Source organism: Hominimerdicola alba 8, from assembly GCF_000178155.2.
GTDB lineage: Bacteria > Bacillota > Clostridia > Oscillospirales > Ruminococcaceae > Hominimerdicola > Hominimerdicola alba_C.
The window spans coordinates 38,013-56,905 of the sequence record NZ_ADKM02000031.1 but is presented as its reverse complement, the minus strand read 5'-3'; the positions used below and the strand labels follow the sequence as shown (position 1 = coordinate 56,905).

The 18,893-nt window shown below is 44.0% G+C and carries 23 protein-coding genes; 3 read left to right on the top strand and 20 right to left on the bottom strand.

Translation table 11 applies throughout. The annotated features are described in order from the left end of the window. Positions 1-33: 33 nt before the first annotated feature. The 20 genes from CUS_RS18450 to CUS_RS02795 form a co-directional block, all read right to left on the bottom strand. Complete coding sequence (locus CUS_RS18450) at positions 34-540, bottom strand: HI0074 family nucleotidyltransferase substrate-binding subunit (RefSeq protein WP_002847432.1); 507 nt, start codon at positions 538-540, stop codon at positions 34-36. Further along, positions 524-829, bottom strand: a complete 306-nt coding sequence (locus tag CUS_RS02885) for a nucleotidyltransferase domain-containing protein (protein ID WP_002847417.1) — start codon at positions 827-829, stop codon at positions 524-526. Before CUS_RS02885 ends, CUS_RS18450 begins: the two co-directional genes overlap by 17 nt. A 69-nt stretch (positions 830-898) precedes the next feature. Beyond that, positions 899-1,801 carry a hypothetical protein gene (locus CUS_RS02880; protein ID WP_002847416.1) on the bottom strand — a complete coding sequence of 301 codons (903 nt, stop codon included), beginning with the start codon at positions 1,799-1,801 and terminating at the stop codon, positions 899-901. Positions 1,802-1,989: 188 nt separating this feature from the next. Next, entirely contained in the window at positions 1,990-2,640 is a 651-nt protein-coding gene (locus CUS_RS02875) for a DUF3849 domain-containing protein (RefSeq protein ID WP_002847405.1), read from the bottom strand. Continuing rightward, a complete protein-coding gene (locus CUS_RS02870; RefSeq protein WP_157769491.1) occupies positions 2,640-3,152 on the bottom strand; it encodes a hypothetical protein in 513 nt (170 codons plus the stop codon). Before CUS_RS02870 ends, CUS_RS02875 begins: the two co-directional genes overlap by 1 nt. Next, positions 3,055-3,372 carry a hypothetical protein gene (locus tag CUS_RS02865; RefSeq protein WP_157769490.1) on the bottom strand — a complete coding sequence of 106 codons (318 nt, stop codon included), beginning with the start codon at positions 3,370-3,372 and terminating at the stop codon, positions 3,055-3,057. Before CUS_RS02865 ends, CUS_RS02870 begins: the two co-directional genes overlap by 98 nt. A gap of 20 nt (positions 3,373-3,392) precedes the next feature. After that, a complete protein-coding gene (locus tag CUS_RS18445; protein ID WP_002847470.1) occupies positions 3,393-5,348 on the bottom strand; it encodes an exonuclease domain-containing protein in 1,956 nt (651 codons plus the stop codon). A 3-nt stretch (positions 5,349-5,351) separates the two neighbouring features. Next, positions 5,352-5,717 carry a hypothetical protein gene (locus CUS_RS02855; protein ID WP_002847439.1) on the bottom strand — a complete coding sequence of 122 codons (366 nt, stop codon included), beginning with the start codon at positions 5,715-5,717 and terminating at the stop codon, positions 5,352-5,354. Between the two features lie 115 nt (positions 5,718-5,832). After that, complete coding sequence (locus CUS_RS02850; protein WP_002847456.1) at positions 5,833-6,615, bottom strand: hypothetical protein; 783 nt, start codon at positions 6,613-6,615, stop codon at positions 5,833-5,835. 46 nt (positions 6,616-6,661) lie between these two features. After that, the gene (locus CUS_RS02845; protein WP_002847396.1) at positions 6,662-6,964 is read right to left on the bottom strand and encodes a hypothetical protein; all 303 of its coding nucleotides are present in this window, start codon (positions 6,962-6,964) and stop codon (positions 6,662-6,664) included. Positions 6,965-7,055: 91 nt separating this feature from the next. After that, entirely contained in the window at positions 7,056-7,244 is a 189-nt protein-coding gene (locus CUS_RS02840) for a hypothetical protein (RefSeq protein ID WP_002847387.1), read from the bottom strand. Between the two features lie 3 nt (positions 7,245-7,247). Next, on the bottom strand, positions 7,248-7,451 hold the full coding sequence (locus tag CUS_RS19030) for a hypothetical protein (protein ID WP_002847428.1): 204 nt from the start codon (positions 7,449-7,451) through the stop codon (positions 7,248-7,250). Positions 7,452-7,454: 3 nt separating this feature from the next. Then, positions 7,455-7,937, bottom strand: a complete 483-nt coding sequence (locus CUS_RS02835) for a hypothetical protein (protein ID WP_002847433.1) — start codon at positions 7,935-7,937, stop codon at positions 7,455-7,457. Positions 7,938-7,940: 3 nt separating this feature from the next. Further along, positions 7,941-8,834 (bottom strand): ParB/RepB/Spo0J family partition protein, encoded by an 894-nt coding sequence (locus CUS_RS02830; protein WP_002847443.1) that lies wholly within the window; start codon positions 8,832-8,834, stop codon positions 7,941-7,943. 3 nt (positions 8,835-8,837) lie between these two features. Then, complete coding sequence (locus CUS_RS02825) at positions 8,838-9,635, bottom strand: ParA family protein (protein ID WP_002847472.1); 798 nt, start codon at positions 9,633-9,635, stop codon at positions 8,838-8,840. A 419-nt stretch (positions 9,636-10,054) separates the two neighbouring features. Further along, the gene (locus CUS_RS20615) at positions 10,055-10,306 is read right to left on the bottom strand and encodes a helix-turn-helix domain-containing protein (RefSeq protein WP_002847469.1); all 252 of its coding nucleotides are present in this window, start codon (positions 10,304-10,306) and stop codon (positions 10,055-10,057) included. A 337-nt stretch (positions 10,307-10,643) separates the two neighbouring features. Then, complete coding sequence (locus CUS_RS02815) at positions 10,644-13,142, bottom strand: pectate lyase family protein (protein WP_002847448.1); 2,499 nt, start codon at positions 13,140-13,142, stop codon at positions 10,644-10,646. Positions 13,143-13,998: 856 nt separating this feature from the next. Next, positions 13,999-15,738 (bottom strand): cellulase family glycosylhydrolase, encoded by a 1,740-nt coding sequence (locus CUS_RS02805; RefSeq protein WP_100084517.1) that lies wholly within the window; start codon positions 15,736-15,738, stop codon positions 13,999-14,001. A gap of 327 nt (positions 15,739-16,065) precedes the next feature. Continuing rightward, positions 16,066-16,362, bottom strand: coding sequence for a hypothetical protein (locus CUS_RS02800; RefSeq protein ID WP_002847435.1), 297 nt, complete (start codon positions 16,360-16,362; stop codon positions 16,066-16,068). Beyond that, positions 16,313-16,555, bottom strand: a complete 243-nt coding sequence (locus tag CUS_RS02795) for a hypothetical protein (RefSeq protein ID WP_002847461.1) — start codon at positions 16,553-16,555, stop codon at positions 16,313-16,315. The genes CUS_RS02800 and CUS_RS02795 overlap by 50 nt, the downstream gene beginning before the upstream one ends. A 174-nt stretch (positions 16,556-16,729) precedes the next feature. Here CUS_RS02795 and CUS_RS02790 point away from each other — a divergent pair, with 174 nt between their 5' ends. Genes CUS_RS02790 through CUS_RS02780 form a run of 3 tightly spaced genes read left to right on the top strand, consistent with a single transcriptional unit; the run spans position 16,730 to position 18,891 of the window. After that, the gene (locus CUS_RS02790) at positions 16,730-17,662 is read left to right on the top strand and encodes an alpha/beta hydrolase fold domain-containing protein (protein WP_002847467.1); all 933 of its coding nucleotides are present in this window, start codon (positions 16,730-16,732) and stop codon (positions 17,660-17,662) included. After that, positions 17,659-18,270, top strand: a complete 612-nt coding sequence (locus CUS_RS02785; RefSeq protein ID WP_002847390.1) for a DUF6796 family protein — start codon at positions 17,659-17,661, stop codon at positions 18,268-18,270. The genes CUS_RS02790 and CUS_RS02785 overlap by 4 nt, the downstream gene beginning before the upstream one ends. Before the next feature lie 15 nt (positions 18,271-18,285). After that, on the top strand, positions 18,286-18,891 hold the full coding sequence (locus CUS_RS02780) for an L-2-amino-thiazoline-4-carboxylic acid hydrolase (protein ID WP_002847457.1): 606 nt from the start codon (positions 18,286-18,288) through the stop codon (positions 18,889-18,891). Positions 18,892-18,893: the final 2 nt, after the last annotated feature.

Genomic DNA, 18,893 nt, shown 5'->3' with positions numbered 1-18,893 from the left:
ACTCCATTCTCTTAGTGTGTCTATAGACACACTTTATCGTTTTGGCGAGTAAGGCTTGCCGTTCTCAGCAAGTTCTATGATGGTATCATCTATCTCCGCTTCAGGGATAAGACCATCATTATACAGTTCAACTATCTTTTCTTCCACTTTATCAGCCAGCTCATTGAACATGGGAACGTAGTCTGTGCTTATGGTTTTTACTGCATCTTCTACGTCATCACCGCTATATATGTGTGTCCAGTCATTTCGGCTTGTAAGTGCTTTCTTCCATAAATTCCAGTTATCTATATAACCGTTATGTAAACAGGCACGAAGTATAGTGTTTGGAGAACCTGTTTCTGCATCAGCAATTCCCTCGTAACCCATAAGCTGCTTGCAGATCTTCCACGAAAGTTCAAAAGTGTGCTGATAATGATTTATATAGCCTGAGTATATGAGTGATTTTGTATCACTATCCTGCATTTCTTCATACATCGGCATTTTAGCTTTAAAATTGTTAAGTGAAGTAACAGCGGAAATATATTTATCGTACCTTTTCATAGATCACAACCCCCGTATTATCTACCTCTTCTTTCAACTCTTTTGAATAGTGACCGTCAATGACCACATCAAAAGAATATGGTGACAAGTATTCATCTGTAAGGAATAAATAATAATCTAGCATTGACGGTTCATCGCCGTATATAAGCAGATCATAATCGCTGAACTTTCGCGCAATGCCTTTCGCTCTTGAACCGAACAGCACGACTTTGTCAAGGTCATACTGTTTGGCATATTTGATTATGTCTTGAATAGTTTCGTCGTTTAACATTTCTTCGAGCGTAACCATCAGTCATGCCTCCTTAAAGTGTGTCTTTAGACACACTTTATAATACCACATCAAGCAGAAATTGTCAAATCAGCTGCCTGATATTATTATAGGTGTGTACTTCCCGCTTTTGTATATCTCATACGCTTCGGGGAGTGTAACACCCTTATCTGCGGCAAGCCGTTCAAGCAAGTCAACGAAGCGAGGGTCTGCCATGAACTCGTACTGATTGAATGCTGCCCACTTGATGTTTTCTTCTTTCTTGGGGATAAAACTCTTATCCCATATCATGCCGTCGGAGTTTGCCCCCTTTGCCAGATCACGGCTGTTGGTGTACTGACTGTTAACGATCTCCAACGCATACTCATGCGCCCAGTTATTATAATGTATCCTGTCAAGAGAAGGTATCTCCCCCTCACGCTCACGGTTCTTTACCATTTCCTTTGAAGGCGAAGTTCTGTTAACATATGAACAATACTCCACGTAATACTTGGTGTATACATGATAAGCGTAGTTCTGCCAGTACTCATCCTTATTGATGTTGTGATCCGCAACATACTTCAAAAAGCGAATGTTCGCCGCGTCCCAGCTTTCTACGAAGTGCTGTCTGTCAAGAACCAGAGGAGCATTAACAATGCGGTCATTCTCTTCCAGCTCGCATTTCAGCATTGCGCGGAAAATGTCGTAGTAATATTCGTACATACGACACCAGACATCAGCATTTGTTCTGAGAGCGTAGTCGTACTGTTCAAGGTGAGATGCCTGCCAGAATTCTTCTCCGACAAACTTCCGCACATTGTCACGCCAGAACGGTGAGTCGAACTTCTCATACTCTTCATCCGGTGCATTTTCGCGCATTAGTTTCATGTAGCGTTCATGCAGTTCCAGTTGTTCGTTAATGAACGCATAGACCTCATCGGCTGGTCTTACAAGTTCAAGCATAGCGCTGCGCTTTTTATATTCCTCATAGTATGGAGCATAGTAATCGTTCATAGTCTTAGCCCACCTTTCATTTTTGCAAGATATTGGTTTTCTTCTATCTATAATATAACATATATACGTATATACTTCAAGAGCAATAATGCACAAAATTTTACCACTTTAAAGTGATAAAATCACTATGGCGTTATTGAGTTAAAGTAAAAGTGTATAAAATTGTAGTTAGCAATTTGTGCAGTGTGCTACTTCCTGCCCGCACTCTGCTCGATGAACTGCTCTTCCGCGATACTCTCGCCGCGCAGTTCAGTAATGCTGCGGTTAGCTATATTCTTGCGGACAACATCTGTAAATCCGTCAAGAAGCGCCGAGTGAGTATTGCAGCCATAGAAGCGGTCATACTCTTCGGTCTTTATGCCGTTGAAAGTTATGAAATTATCAGCCCATGCTTTATTAAGCTGTGAAAAACGACCGTCCCATGATTTGGCATTAATAGTGAGAGCAACAGCCTGTGCGACCTCGAATTCGCTGTGCTTTTCTATGATCTTATTGAATGCTTCATCAAGATCATAGTTGAAGTTACTTATATATGATTTTGATATAAGATCGTCAATATCTTCTGCAACATTTTTTATCTCTTGGTTCTTTTCCATCAGTGAGTACATCTGATCTAGCTCCTTTGCTGTTTTGGTGGCTTTGGTTCTGCTTTTGAAACCGTCCTGCTTGGTGCGCCACCACAGAAGTCCATCATCAGAAATATTAGGTTTTGTGATGACCGCATAGGTACGGCTTTGAAAATCTTGAACAACTGCTGTATACATGAAGACTTTGCCCAGCTCATACAGCCTGCCATTCTTGCCCGTATATACAGCGCTGTCCTCGATGATCTTAGGCATCAGTATATTGTTGTATAGACGACCTCAGAACCCGAGTCGGTCTTTATGCGCCTGCCTTTTACGAAAGGGTGCATTCCCCTCGCTCTGACCCAGCGTGAAAAAGCCGCTTCAGTTTCTACAAGTCTGCCTGTTTTTTTCTTTTCTCTTGGGATAGGGTCTATCGGGAACAGCCTGCCTTCGCTCACCGCATATTTCAGTTCGTCAGCGGTAACAGTACCGATCTCATTAAAAGTAAGGGCAGCACCGCTGTCAGTCACTGTACCGTACTTGATAAGCGACGTGTCCTTAGTATTATCTATAAGATCAGCCGCCGAGCAGTAGAAAATGTTATCTCTGTCAAAAACTATCATTTCGCAGACGGCTTTTGTGCGGGTATCAACTATCACCTTGACGGTGTAGCCCAGTTCTCTGGCTCTAGCCGCCGCGTCCATTATCGAGAACTGATTGCGCATCGGGTAATTCGATATTCCCAGCAGTGCCTTTGTCCTCTGATCCGTTTCTTTCATTTTCATTACTTTTGACCTCCTTGTCCTTGTTGTCAATAAAATGTCTTACTGATTTTGGTACTTTCTTAACATACAGCTTGTCGATGTAGCTGTTTATAAGTGCGGAGATCTCCGCACTTATATCGATCGTTTCTTTATTTTCTCTGAGATAAAACTCGATTATTGAGATCTTTTCCTCGTCGATCTGCAAATCGAGTTTTTCCAGAAAGTTGTTTTTCTTTGCCATTTTTTTCAACCTTTCATATTTCAGCGCCCTCTGCATGTACTTACAGCGGGAGTATCGTCTGTTTCTTCTTCATAAACAACTGCACTATCGTTGATATTCTGTTTTTCAAGATTGGAACAAAGGTGTCTATATTCGGCAGTGTTTACTATTACCGTAGGCAAGTCTGCAAAGTCTTCACTGTCTGTCTTAAGCCAATCCTGATAGATCTCATCGAGCATATTATCGCTCTGCATAAGTGCAGTTTCCTGTTCATCTGAGAGCATCACATCTTCATTTACGAGTTTCTCTTTGATGGCAGTCTTTGCGGTGATCTCATATGCCGCCGCAAAAATATCTTTTGCTGTCATGCGAAGTGTATTATCGCGAAAATCTGCATACTGATCTTTTATCTCGTCGAGGAATATGCTGTGACTTAAATTCTCATAGCTGTAGTCGTCATCATCCTGCTCACTCGGTTCATCATGATCATCTAAGCCGTTGATATATCTGTACGCAGCCATGTTTTCGTCATAAGCAGTTTGCTTCATTTCTGCGTTGATCTCCAGCTGTTCTTTTTCAAGTGTTCTCAACTTGTTTTCAGCCCACGCAGGCAGTTTATCTTTGTCAGCGATACCTAGTATAGCGTCAAGGTCATATCTTGCTCGTATATCGTCAGCTAGATATTTTCCGGACACTATCATCGGACGGCCATCTACGACAGAAGGTACAGCACTTTCTGCGTAGAAGAAAAGCATAGCCTTGTTCTGATTATCTTCGTTGAGCGCCTCCGGCACAAGTATTAGGAGTTTTCCACTGAGGTCATCATCGCTGTCCAGTGGTTTACAATACTCACTGAATATTTCTTTCTTTTTAAGATCGCTAAGCACAGACTTGTATACATGCAGTGTCGCGTAACAATCGCCCAGAGAATTGTGTGCGCTCTCGGCGTGGCTATCCCAGTCATAGCCATAATAGTCGGCAGCTTTGGTCAGCTTCTGCCATTTGTAGCCGCCGTACTTTTCATTTATCTCTCCATATATCGGCGCAAACATCTGCATTACATCGACTTTCTTGAAATTATCGTTACTGCCGCCTGCACCGTTGAGCCAAAGAAAATCGAGGTCAAAATCCACGTTATAGCCGACTATCTTGTGCGCTTTATCGAGTATCTGAGATATTTCGTAAGCCTTTTCATTTAATCGCGGTGAATTTTTCACCATCTCAGGACTGATGTGGTTTACTGCCTGCGCTTCGTCCCATGACGCTGCATTTGGTTTAAAGTAGCTGTCAAACAGAACCTCACCTTTGCCGTTTATGATCGACACTTGCAGCAGTTCATCGTATGAAGGTGAAAGTCCTGTCGTTTCGGTATCAAGAATTATCATATCATCAAAATTCTCGGATATGATAGGTTCGGCAAATGACTTGCGTACTCCTTCCCAGTCAGGACTCTTGCGCATATAGTTTATGCGTTCGCAAAGTATGTGCTTCTGAACAGGTGTGTAGTTCACATCTTCATAGCTTTCAACTGTAAGATTTATGCCTGCCTTTCGCATCTCAGATGCAAGCATATCATTTATCTGCAATCTGCCGACAGTGTTTTCTTCATATATTCCGCTGCTTAAGCCTGATATTATATCATTATAGGAAACATCGGCAGTATTTGAAGTCAGAAAAGCCGCCATATTTTCCCTAAAGTTAGTTATGCCGATATTTTTGATAAAGTCATCGGTGTATGGTTCGTTCTTAGCGCTGTTCACCGAACTTTTCATAATATCCATCATATCATAGGTGCTTATCCTGTGATTGCTCAGTGCATCAGCCAGCTTGTGAACAGTTTCGGTTTTGTACTTAGTATCTGCAAAAACCTCTATTGTCGGTCCGTATCCTGAAATGTAGTTAAGAACATCGTCCGAATAGTTCCTGCTCACTATCTTTTTATAAGTTTCCTGCGTTACAGAGTTCTCTATTATCTGTAAGTTATCTTCTCTGTTCATATTTTAGTAACTCCTTCCATCTTCTCGTCCAAGCAGTTCCCTCAGATCGACCTCATAGTTGTTAGTTTCAAGAGGGTCGCATTTGCTGAGAAAGTTCTCGATGTCACTTTCGATATATTCACGTACATCATCGGGGAGCATATCATCTGCATCAACATCGAGATCGCCGTATCTGTATACACCGACTTCAATATCCGCATAATCTGCATCTCCACAGTCGCAGTTTTCAAAATGATCGGCTAATGCCGAGGAAGAATACAGATCATCATCGTCTATGTATTCGTCGGTGACAAATCTGCCGTAGTCTGTTTCGACCACAGTAACTGTCAACGAACATTGTCCGTTTTTAACTTCTTCAAGGCTGTACATCTATCTTTTTCCTTTCTCTTTATAGTCTTTTCGTAATTTGAAAACAAAAAAGCAGCCGAAAGTGTTCGACTGCTTTGCTGTTTACTATTAAAGTGTGTCTAAATCATATTGTAGATTATTTTGATAATCTTCCAACATTCTGACCGCTTCGATCATAAACCATAACCGTATCAGTCCATTTGAAGAGTATCATGCTATACTCTTCAATCTTAGCTTTTTGCTTTTCAAGCGTTATTTTCATTTCATTTTCAATGCGGTTTGCTTCCTCTTCCGCATACTGTTCGGATATTTTTAATTCTTGCAATGGCGGTAAACATTTTATTCGTTCTTCGATTGTTGTTATTTCTTTTTGGGTTTCTTCTAAGATTGCTTTGAAGCAATCATCGGACTGAAAAGTCTGAAACCTACTCAATAGTTTCCAAATAACACTTCTGCTTTGGTTTGCCTTTGCTATTGTTTCTTCAATTCTTGATTTCTTTGCTTTTAGGTATTGCAGTTTTTCATCAAGTTTTTTTAAATTCCTTATTTTAACTCTGATGTTCTCTAATATCGTAGACGCATCGTAGTGAAATGGATCGAGACCGCCCCAAAAGAAATCTCTTCTGGTATAGTAATGCTCTAGGAATATATCTACGTTGAATGGTTCATTAATCGAAATGTGTATCTCTGTTTCTGTATCACCATCGAAATTGAAGCAAAAATAAGTAGACTCTCTTTTTACATATACGCAGCCAAGTTTTTCGCCCAGAAGTTTGCCGAGGGTATCGGTGTGTCGTAAAGGAGTATCGCACAACCTACAATAGTTTGATTTATTCATATCTATTCCTGCTTCTACTTCTTTCAGCAGCTGTATCGTGTCATTTAAGCATTCAGTGATCTCGTTGTTTCTATTGCTCATTTGAGCTATCTCCTATATCGACATTTTGTGCTATCATCACACCTCATCAAAAGACATCTGACTTATTTGATCCAGTGTATGAGGCTATCATTTTACCAGTAGCGCAATCAAACACTTGCAACTTGCACTCATCGGTTTCGGTATTGATCGTTATCATCACGTTAGAATCGTAACCGTATGTAGCCGAGTTCATATCAAAACCTTTAATATGATACTTCTCCACATATTTCTTTACACTTTCTTCAGTTGGTGAAGTGATCTTCATTATATTGGAGGTGTTTAGCTTCTGATTGTATATAGGCTTTATTACGCGAGGTCTGCTGAAAGCCATAATAATATTTTCGTCCATTTTTTATTCTTCCTTTCGTTTTTTTACTTTTTAACAAAAAAAGCAGCCGAAAATGTTCGACTGCTTTGACGTTTGCTATTATCGGAAATCGTTATTTATATTTAGATATAATTGTACAACAGATCCGATACAGCTTGTCTTTGAAATCAGAGTTTGGATCTGTTTTAATTGTTTCTTTTCGATATTCATTAAGTTTATCCTTTGTTTTTAATATTATCTCTGCTTTTGGATCATGTATTTCTTTATTGATATACTTACTTATATCATAGTCTTTCAGCATTTATCACACCTCATCAAAAGACATCTGACCTTCCAGTTGCTTTTCTTCTTTATTGGTGTTATCCTTTGTTTTGATATATAGCCGATAAGCATTATTCTTGTTTCGGCAGCGATAGAACCGACTTTTATAAGCAACATCACAGGCGGAAGAGATAAGTTCCGCCGCCTGTGATAGTTCTTCCTCAGTGCCTATAATCCTTATTTCCATAACTCAGTACCATTCATAGGCTTCGGTAAAGTGATACCATACACCTTTCAGTTCAAATCGGAGATATGTTTTTGAGTAAGTTTTGCATTCTTTAAAAGGTATGCCTTTTTCATACGTAAACCTATGAATGCGTTTTTTATGTACATACTTGCCGTTTCTGTTTTTGATGAGCGAGTATACTTCCTGCCCGATAACCGAGTTGCAATCTTCCTCTTCAATAAATTTATAGAAATTTATTTCTTCAACATAGTGAACACATTTCGGAAGAAGATCCTTGCGGGTATCAAGACCGTGTCCGTTGAACAAACGCACTACAGTGTCTTCAAAAAGTTTTTTGTTCTCCGTGGATAATTCCTCGTATCCGGGGAGAAGTGTCAGATCGTAGCCGTGTATCAGCTCTATATCAGTCAGATCACGTAACTGATAGTTTTTTATTCCGGCATTCTCATAGAGTTCCTCATACTCGCATCGTGTTATTTTTGGCATAGTTTAAACCTCCTTCTCACAGAGAAAAGAAAGGATATCGCCCGCCGAAGTAAATCTTGAAAGGTTTTCAAAGAGATACTCGGATAGCTGTTCTTTGCTCATCTTCTTCATGGCAGTGTAGTTGTTGGCAGGATCTTTTTCTTTATCATCACTATTCAAACACTCGTCAATATCTTCTGCTGTTGCATCGGGCTTGCCGATGAACAGATCAATGACCTTGTCACACTTACCCTTAGTGAGTTTCTTGTCCTCATTGTACACGTAGTCAGCAAGTGTATCCTGCTGATCGGGAGTAAGTGTTCTCAGCTGCTTTATGCTGTTGGTAGAGATAAGTCCTGCATCTATAAGCTCTTTTGTAGGTTCGGTCAGATGTTCCATAGCGATTATTCTGTACATCTGCTCACGGCTGATGCCGAACATCTTAGCAAGCTGATCGGCGGTCAGCTTTTCTTCCTTTCCTGCGGCACGATACCGCAGGAAGATCTTACACAATTTGGACGGCGGGGGTGCTGCATGGTGTATGTTGCTCTCGCATACTATCATGTAGGCTTTCAGGTCTGAAACATCGACCACTGTTGCAAGTGCATACTTAGCTAACATCGACCTCATAGCAAGGTATCTGTGATGACCGCTGAGTATCTGGTATCTGCCGTCTTTTTTGCGGACGATCATAGGCTCCAGCTGACCGTTTTCTTTGATGCTCTCGCTCAGAGCCTCGACCTTTTCTTCGTCTATGTCAAAGGGCTGATTGCCGTCCTCATCGGTGTACATATCCAGCTTGTGCATAGCTATCTCGGTTATCTCGTTCAGCACTTCCTCAGCTGAGATAAGGCTTTCTTTTATACTGCCTTTTTCTTTCCTCTCGGAAAAGGTTTCGCTGACTTTATCAAATTTCATGCCTTACACCCCCTCGATACGGTTGACCAGCTCGTTTGCGAGTTCCTTGTATTCACGGGAAACGCGGTTGTCCTTTGCATTGGAAAGCACGACAGCTTTTTCTGTAAGCGCTGAATTTGCGGCAACAGCCATGCGTTCGACCTCTGTTTCAAAGACAACGTCAGCATAGTTTTCACGCAGCATATCGACTGTCTGTCTGCTGTTGGTACTTCGGTCGACCATTGTTGGCACAATGCCGATGACCTCAATACTTTCGTTCAATTCTGCCTGTATCTCGTCAATCTGCAAAAGCAGATTAGGCAGTGGGGGATAGCTCAGAGGGTGAGCCTGACAGGGGATAAGCACATATCGGCTCGCCGTAAGTGCGTTATCCAATATAACATTAAGGGACGGTGGGCAATCGAGCAGTATATAGTCGTATCTGTCAAGCAGTTCACTGTTCTGATTTATAAGTCTGCGGAAAACTGTTTCCTTGCTTCTTACCGATACAAGGTCAATCGCTATACGCTGCATTGTGTTCAGTTCTGCCGGGATTATGTCAACTCTGTTGACCTCGTTTGTGACAATGTAATCTGCAAGGTCAATAGTTTCGCGGTTAACTGTCTTGTAGAGCGCTTTTCCTATATTGTTCTCTGTATTGTATATCCCAAGAAAATTTGAAAGGGATTCCTGAGTGTCCAAGTCAATTAGCAGGACCTTTTTGCCCGTAAGAGCAAGTGCTGCACCTACATTGATCGTCGTAGTGGTCTTGCCCACGCCTCCTTTTTGATTTGCTACTGCAATTATTTTTGTGTTTTTCATGGTTTTTTCCTTTCACCGCTGTTGCGGATTTTAATCTTAGTGTTTTTCAATCTATTGACAGCGGAAAGGGCAGTGAGAAAAACACTAAGCACTGCCCGCAGGGAGCGACCCTGCCGCTGCCATAAAAAATAGCGCCTGACTTCTGTCAAACGCTATCTTTTACCTTATTCGATTATCCCTGAGAAAGAAAACGGGATAGAAAACTGTGTCTATAGACACAAATTTCTAAAAAGTAAAAATAAAAGGGAATTATTGTAAACGATGACCCTAGAACTCCAAAACCGCGTGTCCCGAGTTCGATCCTTGGTGCCCCTGCTTCCTTTGTCCGTAAACTTTTCGTTTGCGGACTTTTTTGTTTTGATTTTTTACAATGCAACGCCCCCGACGGCGCGGAAACCATCGGGGGCGGGTGTAGTGTATCAAGTATCTGGATCATCTGCGGGCAGTGCCTGCTCTGCGGCGGGTGCATCATCGGGGACATATGCGATCAGGTCACCGGGCTGACAGTCCAGCAGTCGGCAAAGTGTATCTAGTAGACCGTGTGACGGGGCGTGACTATGCCGGAGCGCCGTCATATACTTTTCTCCGATCAGCTTTTCCCGCCGTATGCGAGCGGGATTATAGCCCGCCGCCGTCAGTGTCGGAATAATAGGAATTTTCTGAATTATCATAGATTTATATATAATAACATATAGGTAGCACCGTTTTCGAGTGTGATTATTCACAAATCTGCCACTATATTTTTGTACATTAATACAAATATCACAAAAGAATTAAACCATGAAAACTAACATCTACCCGACAACAGCTATACCCAGTGCATGACGCTTTTCTTGAGGATAAAGTGCCTTGCATAAAATAGATGGATAGTGAAGCTATGGCGAAAGATGGTCGTTAAAGTTATATTAAAGCAAAGAGGCTGCTGCGGTTATGCAACAGCCTCTCTTTATTTAGTTTTTTTCACACTGCCGATGATATGGGCGGTATGGTGGAAAATACGTGTATCAGCTATCTTACAGTGACAGTAACGGCATGTTTGATCGATTCTGCGGCTGTCCATTCGCCGTTGACCTTAGCGGCAACAGCTACCTTGTAGGTCTTGCCGGGTGTGAGGTTTTTCGGGGTGGTATAGCTGAGTGTTGATGCTGAGATGTTCTTAGTCTGAATTCTCCACTTGCCTGCGAGATATACTGCGATGCCGTAGTTTGAAGCGCCGTCAACAGGCTTCCATGTAAATCTTATCTGGTGGAACTGCTCGCTGTACTCTACGCTTGTTATTTCGGGATATACCTCAGATGCGGGAACAGCGGAAGCTGTTGCAAACACGGTATAATTCACACAGCCCGAACTCTGACCGTTTGTGCCGAGAGTGACGGTAGTACCACTTTTGACTTCCTGTTGGTAGATGTCAAATGTCACAGAACCGCTGTTCTGAACAGTCATGCCTGTTTTAGTGTAGTTTGAGAGCCATGCGGGGCGCGCCGTTACTCTGTTGTCAAGTGCGACATAGACTGTCATATTCTTACCCGCTTTGAATGTTGCAAGGTCGGAGTCTGTCAGTTTGGAGTCGCAGGAAGTCACAAGATATTCGGCACCTGTTAAGCTGTCGGGGATCGAGGTATACACCACATCACGGTCACCGTAAAGCAGTGCGCCTGCTGAAAGACCTTTTTCTATCTTCCAGAAAGAACTGCGAGGTGTATCCAGTACTTTCAGTTCTTTGAACAGTTCGCCGCTGAGAGGTTCGACCATGACAGTGACATTCCAGACAGTGCCGTCACCGCCGACACACTGTTTATCATCTGATGATCTGGTATAGATGACATAGCCTGCGCCTTTTCTGACGAACTTGTACTGTTCACCGCTTGAAAGGTCGATTCCGCTGTCAGCGGATATGATGCGGTAATAGCCGTTTCCCGCCTCTGCAAGGCGCCAGCCTGCGGTATTTGCCTGTAATGCGCCGCCATTGCTGTCGGTTATCTCATATTTTACGGAAGTATCCATAACAGCGCCGTATTTCGCATCACCTGTAGCAGGTGAGAGCGTCACAACGCCCTCAGGGAACGAGTCAACGGTAAGGTCATTTATATAGTACTCGATATTCATATAGCCCTGACCGCAGTAGTCGCCCTTATAGTCGGTGGAGTCGGTGGGGTCAAGACCTCTTGCCAGTTCCCAGCTGTCGTCCATGCCGTCGTTGTCATTATCGGTTATCTCTTTGCGGGTCACAGCAGATGGGTATTCGTACTTAACGCCGCACTGAATGTTATATTTGCTCAGTTCTGACTGGTCGGCGCTGTATGGGTCGGTACCACTGCATGAGCCTGTGCCGTTTGCAGTTTCCTGAGCGCACTGTTTGTCAATGGCGGTGCGCTTGTCGGGAGAGATGCCGTTGCCTGCAAAGCTGATAACGTGGTCATAAGATGCCGCCGCGCTTTCACAGTTGAGCGCAGAAGAAATGTTCTCGCCGCTGTCAGACAGGATGGTGAAAGGCGTGGTTGACTCGGTATTGCTGCGGTTTTTATCGCTGCTGCCGTAGGATATGGCAGACCAGTTATCATTTTCGCTGTTGCGGTAGGAACCGTCTTTATTGAGTATGCGGTTGCCGCTCAGATACAGCTTGAAATTATCGTTTGCCGACACCTGTACATAGTGATAGCCGCTTGCTGTGGAGTTACCTGCTTTAAGGGTATTATTCACATAATTCACATGACCTATAGTGCCGTAGGCTGTCTGGTAGCCCCAGTCATAGATGACATTGTTGGTAAAATCGGCAGTTTCAGTGCCTACGACTTTTCCGCGAAAGTTTCGGGAAACGTTATGACAGATAAGGTTGTGGTCGAATGTAAGGTTGCTTCTGCCCATCATAAGACCGAAACCGTGAACGCCCTTGACATGACCGCCCCACGAATTCGCAGGACCGATGACCGAATACTGCACAGTGTAGTGGTCGTTATTTGAGTAAAGACCCCACTGTTCGTCAGTCGTCCAGCCAAGTGAGCAGTGGTCAACGATGGAGTTTGAGCCTTTTGCGCCGCCCCAAGCATCGTTGCCCGAACTTGTTGCCTTATCGGGACCGGGACGGGAACTGAGATAGCGCACGATGATATTATCGCCGCCCATGCCGAACTTGTAGTCCTTAAGGGTTATGCCGGAACCGCCGGGTGCGGTCTGCCCCGCGATGGTAATGTTGCTGCTGCATACTATGTTGCTGCTTAGTGTGATAGTGCCGCTGACATCGAATACTACGATACGACCCGACTTGCTGACAGCATCACGCAGCGAACCTGCGCCGCTGTCATTCAGGTTGGTGACATGGTAGACCTCGCCGCCGCGACCGCCTGTGGCATATTTGCCGCCGCCGACTGCGCCAGGAAAAGCCACGAGCTTTGATGAAGCCGCCGAAGCTGTAAGTGCGCCCGACGGTGCATCTGCCAACGGGACAGAAGACGCCGCAAGCAAAGCACACAGCAATACAGCGGCAGCGCGTTTGGTTTTTTTCTTCATAACATATCCTCCGATCTTAATGTGGCTGCACCTGTGGTACACTGATCGTATTTATTTATAACGAGGAAGTTTTGCGATGTAGTGTGCCAGCGGGCTTGCCGTGTTGTTAATAACGCTACATATACCTGTATTATGGAAATGTGGTTATCCCGCTGACACACTACAAAAACAGCGGCTATACAGAACTTAAGGTTCTTGGCGTATGGCGCTCAATTATCCTTTTGTTTACCGCATTTTTAGTTGGTGTGCTAAAGGGATAGTCATATATGGAAATAATACTCCACAATAGCATGATATCACTGATCTGCAAAGGTGAAAATGGATTATTCGGATAAAAACATTACTTTTTCAGATATTTATGGATTTTCTTTAAAAAAAGCGGAGCTATTTTATAGCCGAAAAATGCTATAACATACAATGCGCTAACCAGTTTTATCTCAGCATAGATGCCTTTATTATTGTAGAGTTTATCTAAATATATATGTGCCAAGTGGGTTATACCGATATTTGCAAGAGCCACACAGATCGTAAAAACATCTGTTTTAGGCGATGCTGCTTTATTATTTGTGTGGTTCATCTTACGGGGGGGGGGTTGTTTTTCTATTTTTTCTTCTTTTCTTATTCATAATAAATGTGTCCTTTCATTTTCATGTTGAAATCGTAAATGTGAAGACCTTCATTTATTATTATACAAGAAAATTCGGAGCCAAAAAAATCATATATGGTTTGAAGTTAAAAAATATATGGCAGTCTATCAAAAAAAGCCCCTGATCCGCAAGGAATAGGGGCTTTGGAGGACAGACTGACTGCAAGCAAAATATGCTTGCAATTTTTTTTAGTGTATTTATTTAGCGTATTATTTTTGTAGCTTGCTGAGTTTTTCCGCCGTGACAGGCAGGTCTGATGCCGAGATAGTGCCGTTTGCGACCATTTGCACAGCAGTCGCATCTGATTTGTTCAGCCCGCTGCCTGCATCGACACAGTCAGCATTTTTCTTGCCCTGTTCGGTGAGAGGGTATTTCTTCGGGTCGGAAACATACTGCATTATAAGCACAGCATCGGAGATATCTACCTTGCCGTCAGCATTGACATCGCCATAGTTCGGGGTCGTATCCTGCACAGGTTCGGTATGTGTGGTGGAATAATAATCGCTGAGCGATATGCCGTTGCCTGCTCTGCCGAGTTTGATGGTATGGTCAAGGCTGATGAATTTGCCGTTCTCGTCCTGCCACAGCGAGGGCTTTACGAACTCATATTTCTCATCGTCCCACTTGCCGAAGTTATCATAGACAAGTCCGCCCGTATCGGAGGAGTTCTCATTGAAGCACCAGAATGTGTGGTGTATGCGCTTTTCGATCATGTAGTCACGCAGAAGTGTGAGCCACTGAGTATTTGCGCCCGACGGGTCGTGCTTTGAATCCACAAAGCCGCCCCATTCGCCCATAAGCAGAGGATAGCGCTTTTCTTCTACCAGATAAGCCCACGAATCACGCCAGTACTCATTCAGCAGAGATTCGGTATCGAATTCATAGTTTGTGAAATTCGGGCTTTCACCCTCAAGATGGAACCAGCTTTGAGCATATACCAGCGGACCGTAATCATGCGGAGAATAAACTATCTGCTTTGTGTATTTACCCAGATCAACAGGCTTATCCTTTACACCGCGCAGGTTTCCGCCCCACCATGCGCCGAATATCTTGCTGGGTTCACCGTAGTGTGCGTAGTCGATGGAAGGTGTTGACCAGTCAGCACCCCTTGAAAAATCGGGATAGCATTCGATGCCCTCGATCATTATAAGCAGGTTGGGGTTCTGTTCAAGACAAGCCATAGCGCCTCTTTCAGCGGCGTATTTCCAGTTGTTGAGGTCTGTGGAGTCGTCCCACTTCGCAAATTTGCCTTCCTCAGGCTTGCCGTGCGGCTCATTTTTCAGGTCGATGGCGATAATTGTATCATCGTCCTTGTACTGCTCACAGAACCATGACAGTGCTTCCAGCCAGTCCTCAGTGGAAAATCTGTCATCATACCACAGCGGATAGGTATGACCCGCCGCATTAGTGGACGCAGAGTGAATATCTATCATTATCTTGATACCGTTTTCTCTGCACCATTCAACAGCCTTGTTCCAGACATCATAGCTGTACATGTACTCTATGGGAGTACCGTTCTCATCAAATGTCTTTACAAGTTCGGGGTTGGTGTAAGCATTGACCTTTATCATCGGGTCAGGCTCTCTGTTCTTCCACTGCAATATTATCTCGGTGGACATGGGTACACGAAGCAGATTGAAGCCGTGATCTGCGATAAGGTCAAGGCAGTCGTGCATATTAGCCGACCACACGCCGTCAAACACCTGACTGCCAACGTTGTAGCCGAACCAGTTTACGCCTGTCATCCAGACAGGATTGCCGTACATATCAACGACTTCAGCGTTTTCATTTACATGAAGCCAGTCATCGTGGTAGCTGTCGGGTGCAGATGCCGCAGATACAGTTGAAGCGGCAGGTGCATCATGCACGATAACGCCCGAAGCAGTCGAAAGCACTATAGTGCATGCGGACGCTGCTGCGGTCACCCCTGAAATGATCTTTTTCAACATATGATACTTTACCTCTCTTCTGCCGCCTGTCAGTATAGTTAACGACATTGATTTCAGGGAATTCGGTGCAGTCAATGCTGATCACAGCGTCAGCGAGCGCTCAATGCAGAAATAAACATGTCGTTTACTATAACAGATCAGGCGGTTTAATTTACTGATATTATACAATATAACAAGCGGATTGTCAACAGTATGCCCGAAAATTTCACCGATTTTCTCGCTTTTCACAGTTTTTTGGCACTTAACTTATACTAAACGCCATAAAAGAAAAAGACAGCCGCCTGACAAATGCGGCTGTCTTTTACGATCTGTATGAGATATCTCCGCTCAGATATCCGTATCGCTGTAATGATCCTTTTTGGCAAACAGTATGGTATCGTATTCGTATTCGTCTTCGTCCGCATCTTCGACATAGATGCCTACCGAACCTTTTACCGACACAAAACCTGCATCGTCTTCCTCAACATCGTCAAAGCGCTTTTGAAAAAAATCCCAGCACCTCTTTATAAGTTTCGGCACTTTTTCGCCGCCGCAGAAGATATCCGCTTCATCAACATAGATAACTTCCGGCGCTTCAAAATTTATACTCGCTGTCATAGCAGGTGTGGAAACAACTGTAGACATCTGTTTCGATATCATCATCACCCTTGAAGAAAGAGTCTTCGGGCTTGCCCAATATCTCATGCACCTTTTCTCTTGCTGTTCCGAACTTTATGCCGTTGACCGATACGAAAGGGTCAACTTTTATCACTGTTTTTTTCCACTGTGATACCTCCATATGCCTGAGAAACAGCGATTTTTTTCTTACTGTGATCATATCAAATCGCAATGATAAAGTTAAGCGGACTGCCTGTCATACAATTTCTTTTTTGCCTTTGGGATATTGACGTTTCGTGGTTAGTGTGATATAATTGATATGCAGTTAGCGTTGGCTAATCACTTGACTGTACCAACAGCCGCAGTTCAAGAAAAAGAAAAGTGGGGTCATAAAATGCCAAGTTTAAGATACCGAGCGCTTGAAAAAATGTTCTCGCTGATAGGCGTGAACAAGATGCTCGATAAAGAGGGCGAGCAGTGGGAGAAACTGCTGTCAGAATATTCAAAGAAACAGAAAAAGCCGCTGAAAGTTCCTTTCAAAAAGTTGAAAAAAGACGGCTTTGAGATGATCAGAAAGGACTTTGACGGAGTGACGGTATATGCGCTGAGGGTCAGCGGCAGCAAGCCCGAAAGTGCGGTGCTGTATCTGTTTGGCGGCGGGTATATACTTCCCCCCGATACAGGTGACCTTATCCTCTGCGGGCAGATAGCAAGGGCTTGCGATGCTGAGGTATGGTTTCCGATATATCCGATGGCACCCGACCACAAGCTGGTTGAAACACTCGAAAGCACGCTCAAAGTCTACCGCCATATACTCACAAGATACAAGAGCGAGAATGTGCGGTTATTCGGCACATCATCGGGCGGCGGACAGGCAATGTCGCTTTGCCTTTACATAAAGAACAGATATCCCGAAGTGCCGCTCCCGCGCAAACTGGTACTGCAATCTCCCGGTATGCAGGTACCGCCCGACAGTAAGCAGAAGGCTGAGATGGAAAAACTCAAAAAGTTCGATGTGATGATACCGCCCGCATTTTTTGACAGGATAGCGCCTGTTCTTGCAAATGGAGATGATGCTTATCTGCTCAGCCCCCTGCTCTGCGATATTTCGGGTTTTCCTGCCATTGAAGTTTTTTACGGCACCCATGAGGTCATGTACGCTTATCTTGATGACCTGAAAGCGCATTGTGAGAGGCACAGTGTTCCGCTGAAAGTCCATGTAGGTGAGGGTATGATGCACTGCTGGGGCGCGATGGAATTTGTGCCGGAAGCAAAGGCGGTAAGGCAGGAGTATTTCAAAGCCCTGTCCGATGGTGGTGACCAATGAAGACCGCACTTATGATAGCCTGTCTGGGACACATCATCTGCGGAATTACTGATCGTATGCTTGCCTATACGCCCGCAGGCAGATTTGACATGGGCAAAGATACAAAAGACAGTGAAAAAATGAAAAAGCTGTTTGAAAAAATGCCGCTCAGCCGTATAGAAGCGTCGATGCTTGTCGGTGTGTTGGCGCTTTTTATGGCAGGTTTCGGGTATCTGGAACTTAGCCGCTGGGCTGGGGGATATTCAGAATTATCAGGTAAGATAATGTACATATCGGGGATGTTTTTCATAGTGCCGATAACTGCCCACCATGTTTTATGCGGCGCAGTGGAGTGGTTCTATGTAAAACTCGGCAGGACTGAACAAGCCCTTGAAACGGTTCTGTGCTTTTTCAGGCGGACAGCCGCAGCTGCCATAGCATATCTGGGTCTGCTGGTATTTGCGGTGACGCTTCTTGTGCTGGTCATATCGGGCAGGACGGCACTGCCGATATGGGCATGCTTGTTCAATACTCTGCCGCTGTTTGTGATACTTGCCCCTACAAAACTGCCCGCTAAGGGCAACATAGCCAATGCAGTCATGTTTCTCGGACTGTGTTTTATGATTTGAGAAAGGAAAGAATATATGGAATCTGCAATAAAAATACTTGACTCCAAAAAGGAGTACAGAGAAGAGATAGAAATGGTGCTTGACAAAGAAAAATGCGACCTGCTGTGGCGCAAGGCGGCATCACGTCTGAATGATTATCTTAAAAAGTATGAGAGCCTGCCTGAGGGTGTCCATTCGCACACCGATACTAAGATATTCCCTGCGGCGGCGATGTACCTGACTGCAAGGGAATACATGACCGATGAGCAGGCATATGCAGTCATTGAAAATGCGGCAGTTAAGATATGCGCAAAGGCAAGTCCCCTCAAAAATATAATGAAGATACCCTTTATGCCCTCGCTTTTCATAAAGATGTGGGACCCGATGACCAAGAAGAATTTTGGGGCTTCCTGCGGTTTTGAGAACAGGTTTTATCCCAAAGAGAAAAATGCCTATCGCATGGATATACTGAAATGTCCCTACAAGACTTATCTGACAGAACTTGGCTGTCCCGAACTGACAAAGATATTCTGTGAAAATGACGAGCGTGTTTACGGCGCTCTTCCCGGACTTGTCTTTGAGCGCAAAGGCACACTCGGCAAGGGTGCGGAAAGGTGCGATTTCTACATAAGAAGAGCCTGAAA

Coding starts and splice junctions, on each gene's coding strand:
- CUS_RS02880 (WP_002847416.1), bottom strand. CDS start 1,801: ATGAACGATTACTATGCTCCATACTATGAGGAATATAAAAAGCGCAGC.
- CUS_RS18445 (WP_002847470.1), bottom strand. CDS start 5,348: ATGAACAGAGAAGATAACTTACAGATAATAGAGAACTCTGTAACGCAG.
- CUS_RS02865 (WP_157769490.1), bottom strand. CDS start 3,372: ATGGCAAAGAAAAACAACTTTCTGGAAAAACTCGATTTGCAGATCGAC.
- CUS_RS20615 (WP_002847469.1), bottom strand. CDS start 10,306: ATGATAATTCAGAAAATTCCTATTATTCCGACACTGACGGCGGCGGGC.
- CUS_RS02830 (WP_002847443.1), bottom strand. CDS start 8,834: ATGAAATTTGATAAAGTCAGCGAAACCTTTTCCGAGAGGAAAGAAAAA.
- CUS_RS19030 (WP_002847428.1), bottom strand. CDS start 7,451: ATGGAAATAAGGATTATAGGCACTGAGGAAGAACTATCACAGGCGGCG.
- CUS_RS02795 (WP_002847461.1), bottom strand. CDS start 16,555: ATGATCACAGTAAGAAAAAAATCGCTGTTTCTCAGGCATATGGAGGTA.
- CUS_RS02805 (WP_100084517.1), bottom strand. CDS start 15,738: ATGTTGAAAAAGATCATTTCAGGGGTGACCGCAGCAGCGTCCGCATGC.
- CUS_RS02850 (WP_002847456.1), bottom strand. CDS start 6,615: ATGAGCAATAGAAACAACGAGATCACTGAATGCTTAAATGACACGATA.
- CUS_RS02800 (WP_002847435.1), bottom strand. CDS start 16,362: ATGTCTACAGTTGTTTCCACACCTGCTATGACAGCGAGTATAAATTTT.
- CUS_RS02790 (WP_002847467.1), top strand. CDS start 16,730: ATGCCAAGTTTAAGATACCGAGCGCTTGAAAAAATGTTCTCGCTGATA.
- CUS_RS02845 (WP_002847396.1), bottom strand. CDS start 6,964: ATGGACGAAAATATTATTATGGCTTTCAGCAGACCTCGCGTAATAAAG.
- CUS_RS02815 (WP_002847448.1), bottom strand. CDS start 13,142: ATGAAGAAAAAAACCAAACGCGCTGCCGCTGTATTGCTGTGTGCTTTG.
- CUS_RS02870 (WP_157769491.1), bottom strand. CDS start 3,152: ATGAAAATGAAAGAAACGGATCAGAGGACAAAGGCACTGCTGGGAATA.
- CUS_RS18450 (WP_002847432.1), bottom strand. CDS start 540: ATGAAAAGGTACGATAAATATATTTCCGCTGTTACTTCACTTAACAAT.
- CUS_RS02840 (WP_002847387.1), bottom strand. CDS start 7,244: ATGCTGAAAGACTATGATATAAGTAAGTATATCAATAAAGAAATACAT.
- CUS_RS02835 (WP_002847433.1), bottom strand. CDS start 7,937: ATGCCAAAAATAACACGATGCGAGTATGAGGAACTCTATGAGAATGCC.
- CUS_RS02825 (WP_002847472.1), bottom strand. CDS start 9,635: ATGAAAAACACAAAAATAATTGCAGTAGCAAATCAAAAAGGAGGCGTG.
- CUS_RS02785 (WP_002847390.1), top strand. CDS start 17,659: ATGAAGACCGCACTTATGATAGCCTGTCTGGGACACATCATCTGCGGA.
- CUS_RS02885 (WP_002847417.1), bottom strand. CDS start 829: ATGGTTACGCTCGAAGAAATGTTAAACGACGAAACTATTCAAGACATA.
- CUS_RS02780 (WP_002847457.1), top strand. CDS start 18,286: ATGGAATCTGCAATAAAAATACTTGACTCCAAAAAGGAGTACAGAGAA.
- CUS_RS02855 (WP_002847439.1), bottom strand. CDS start 5,717: ATGTACAGCCTTGAAGAAGTTAAAAACGGACAATGTTCGTTGACAGTT.
- CUS_RS02875 (WP_002847405.1), bottom strand. CDS start 2,640: ATGCCTAAGATCATCGAGGACAGCGCTGTATATACGGGCAAGAATGGC.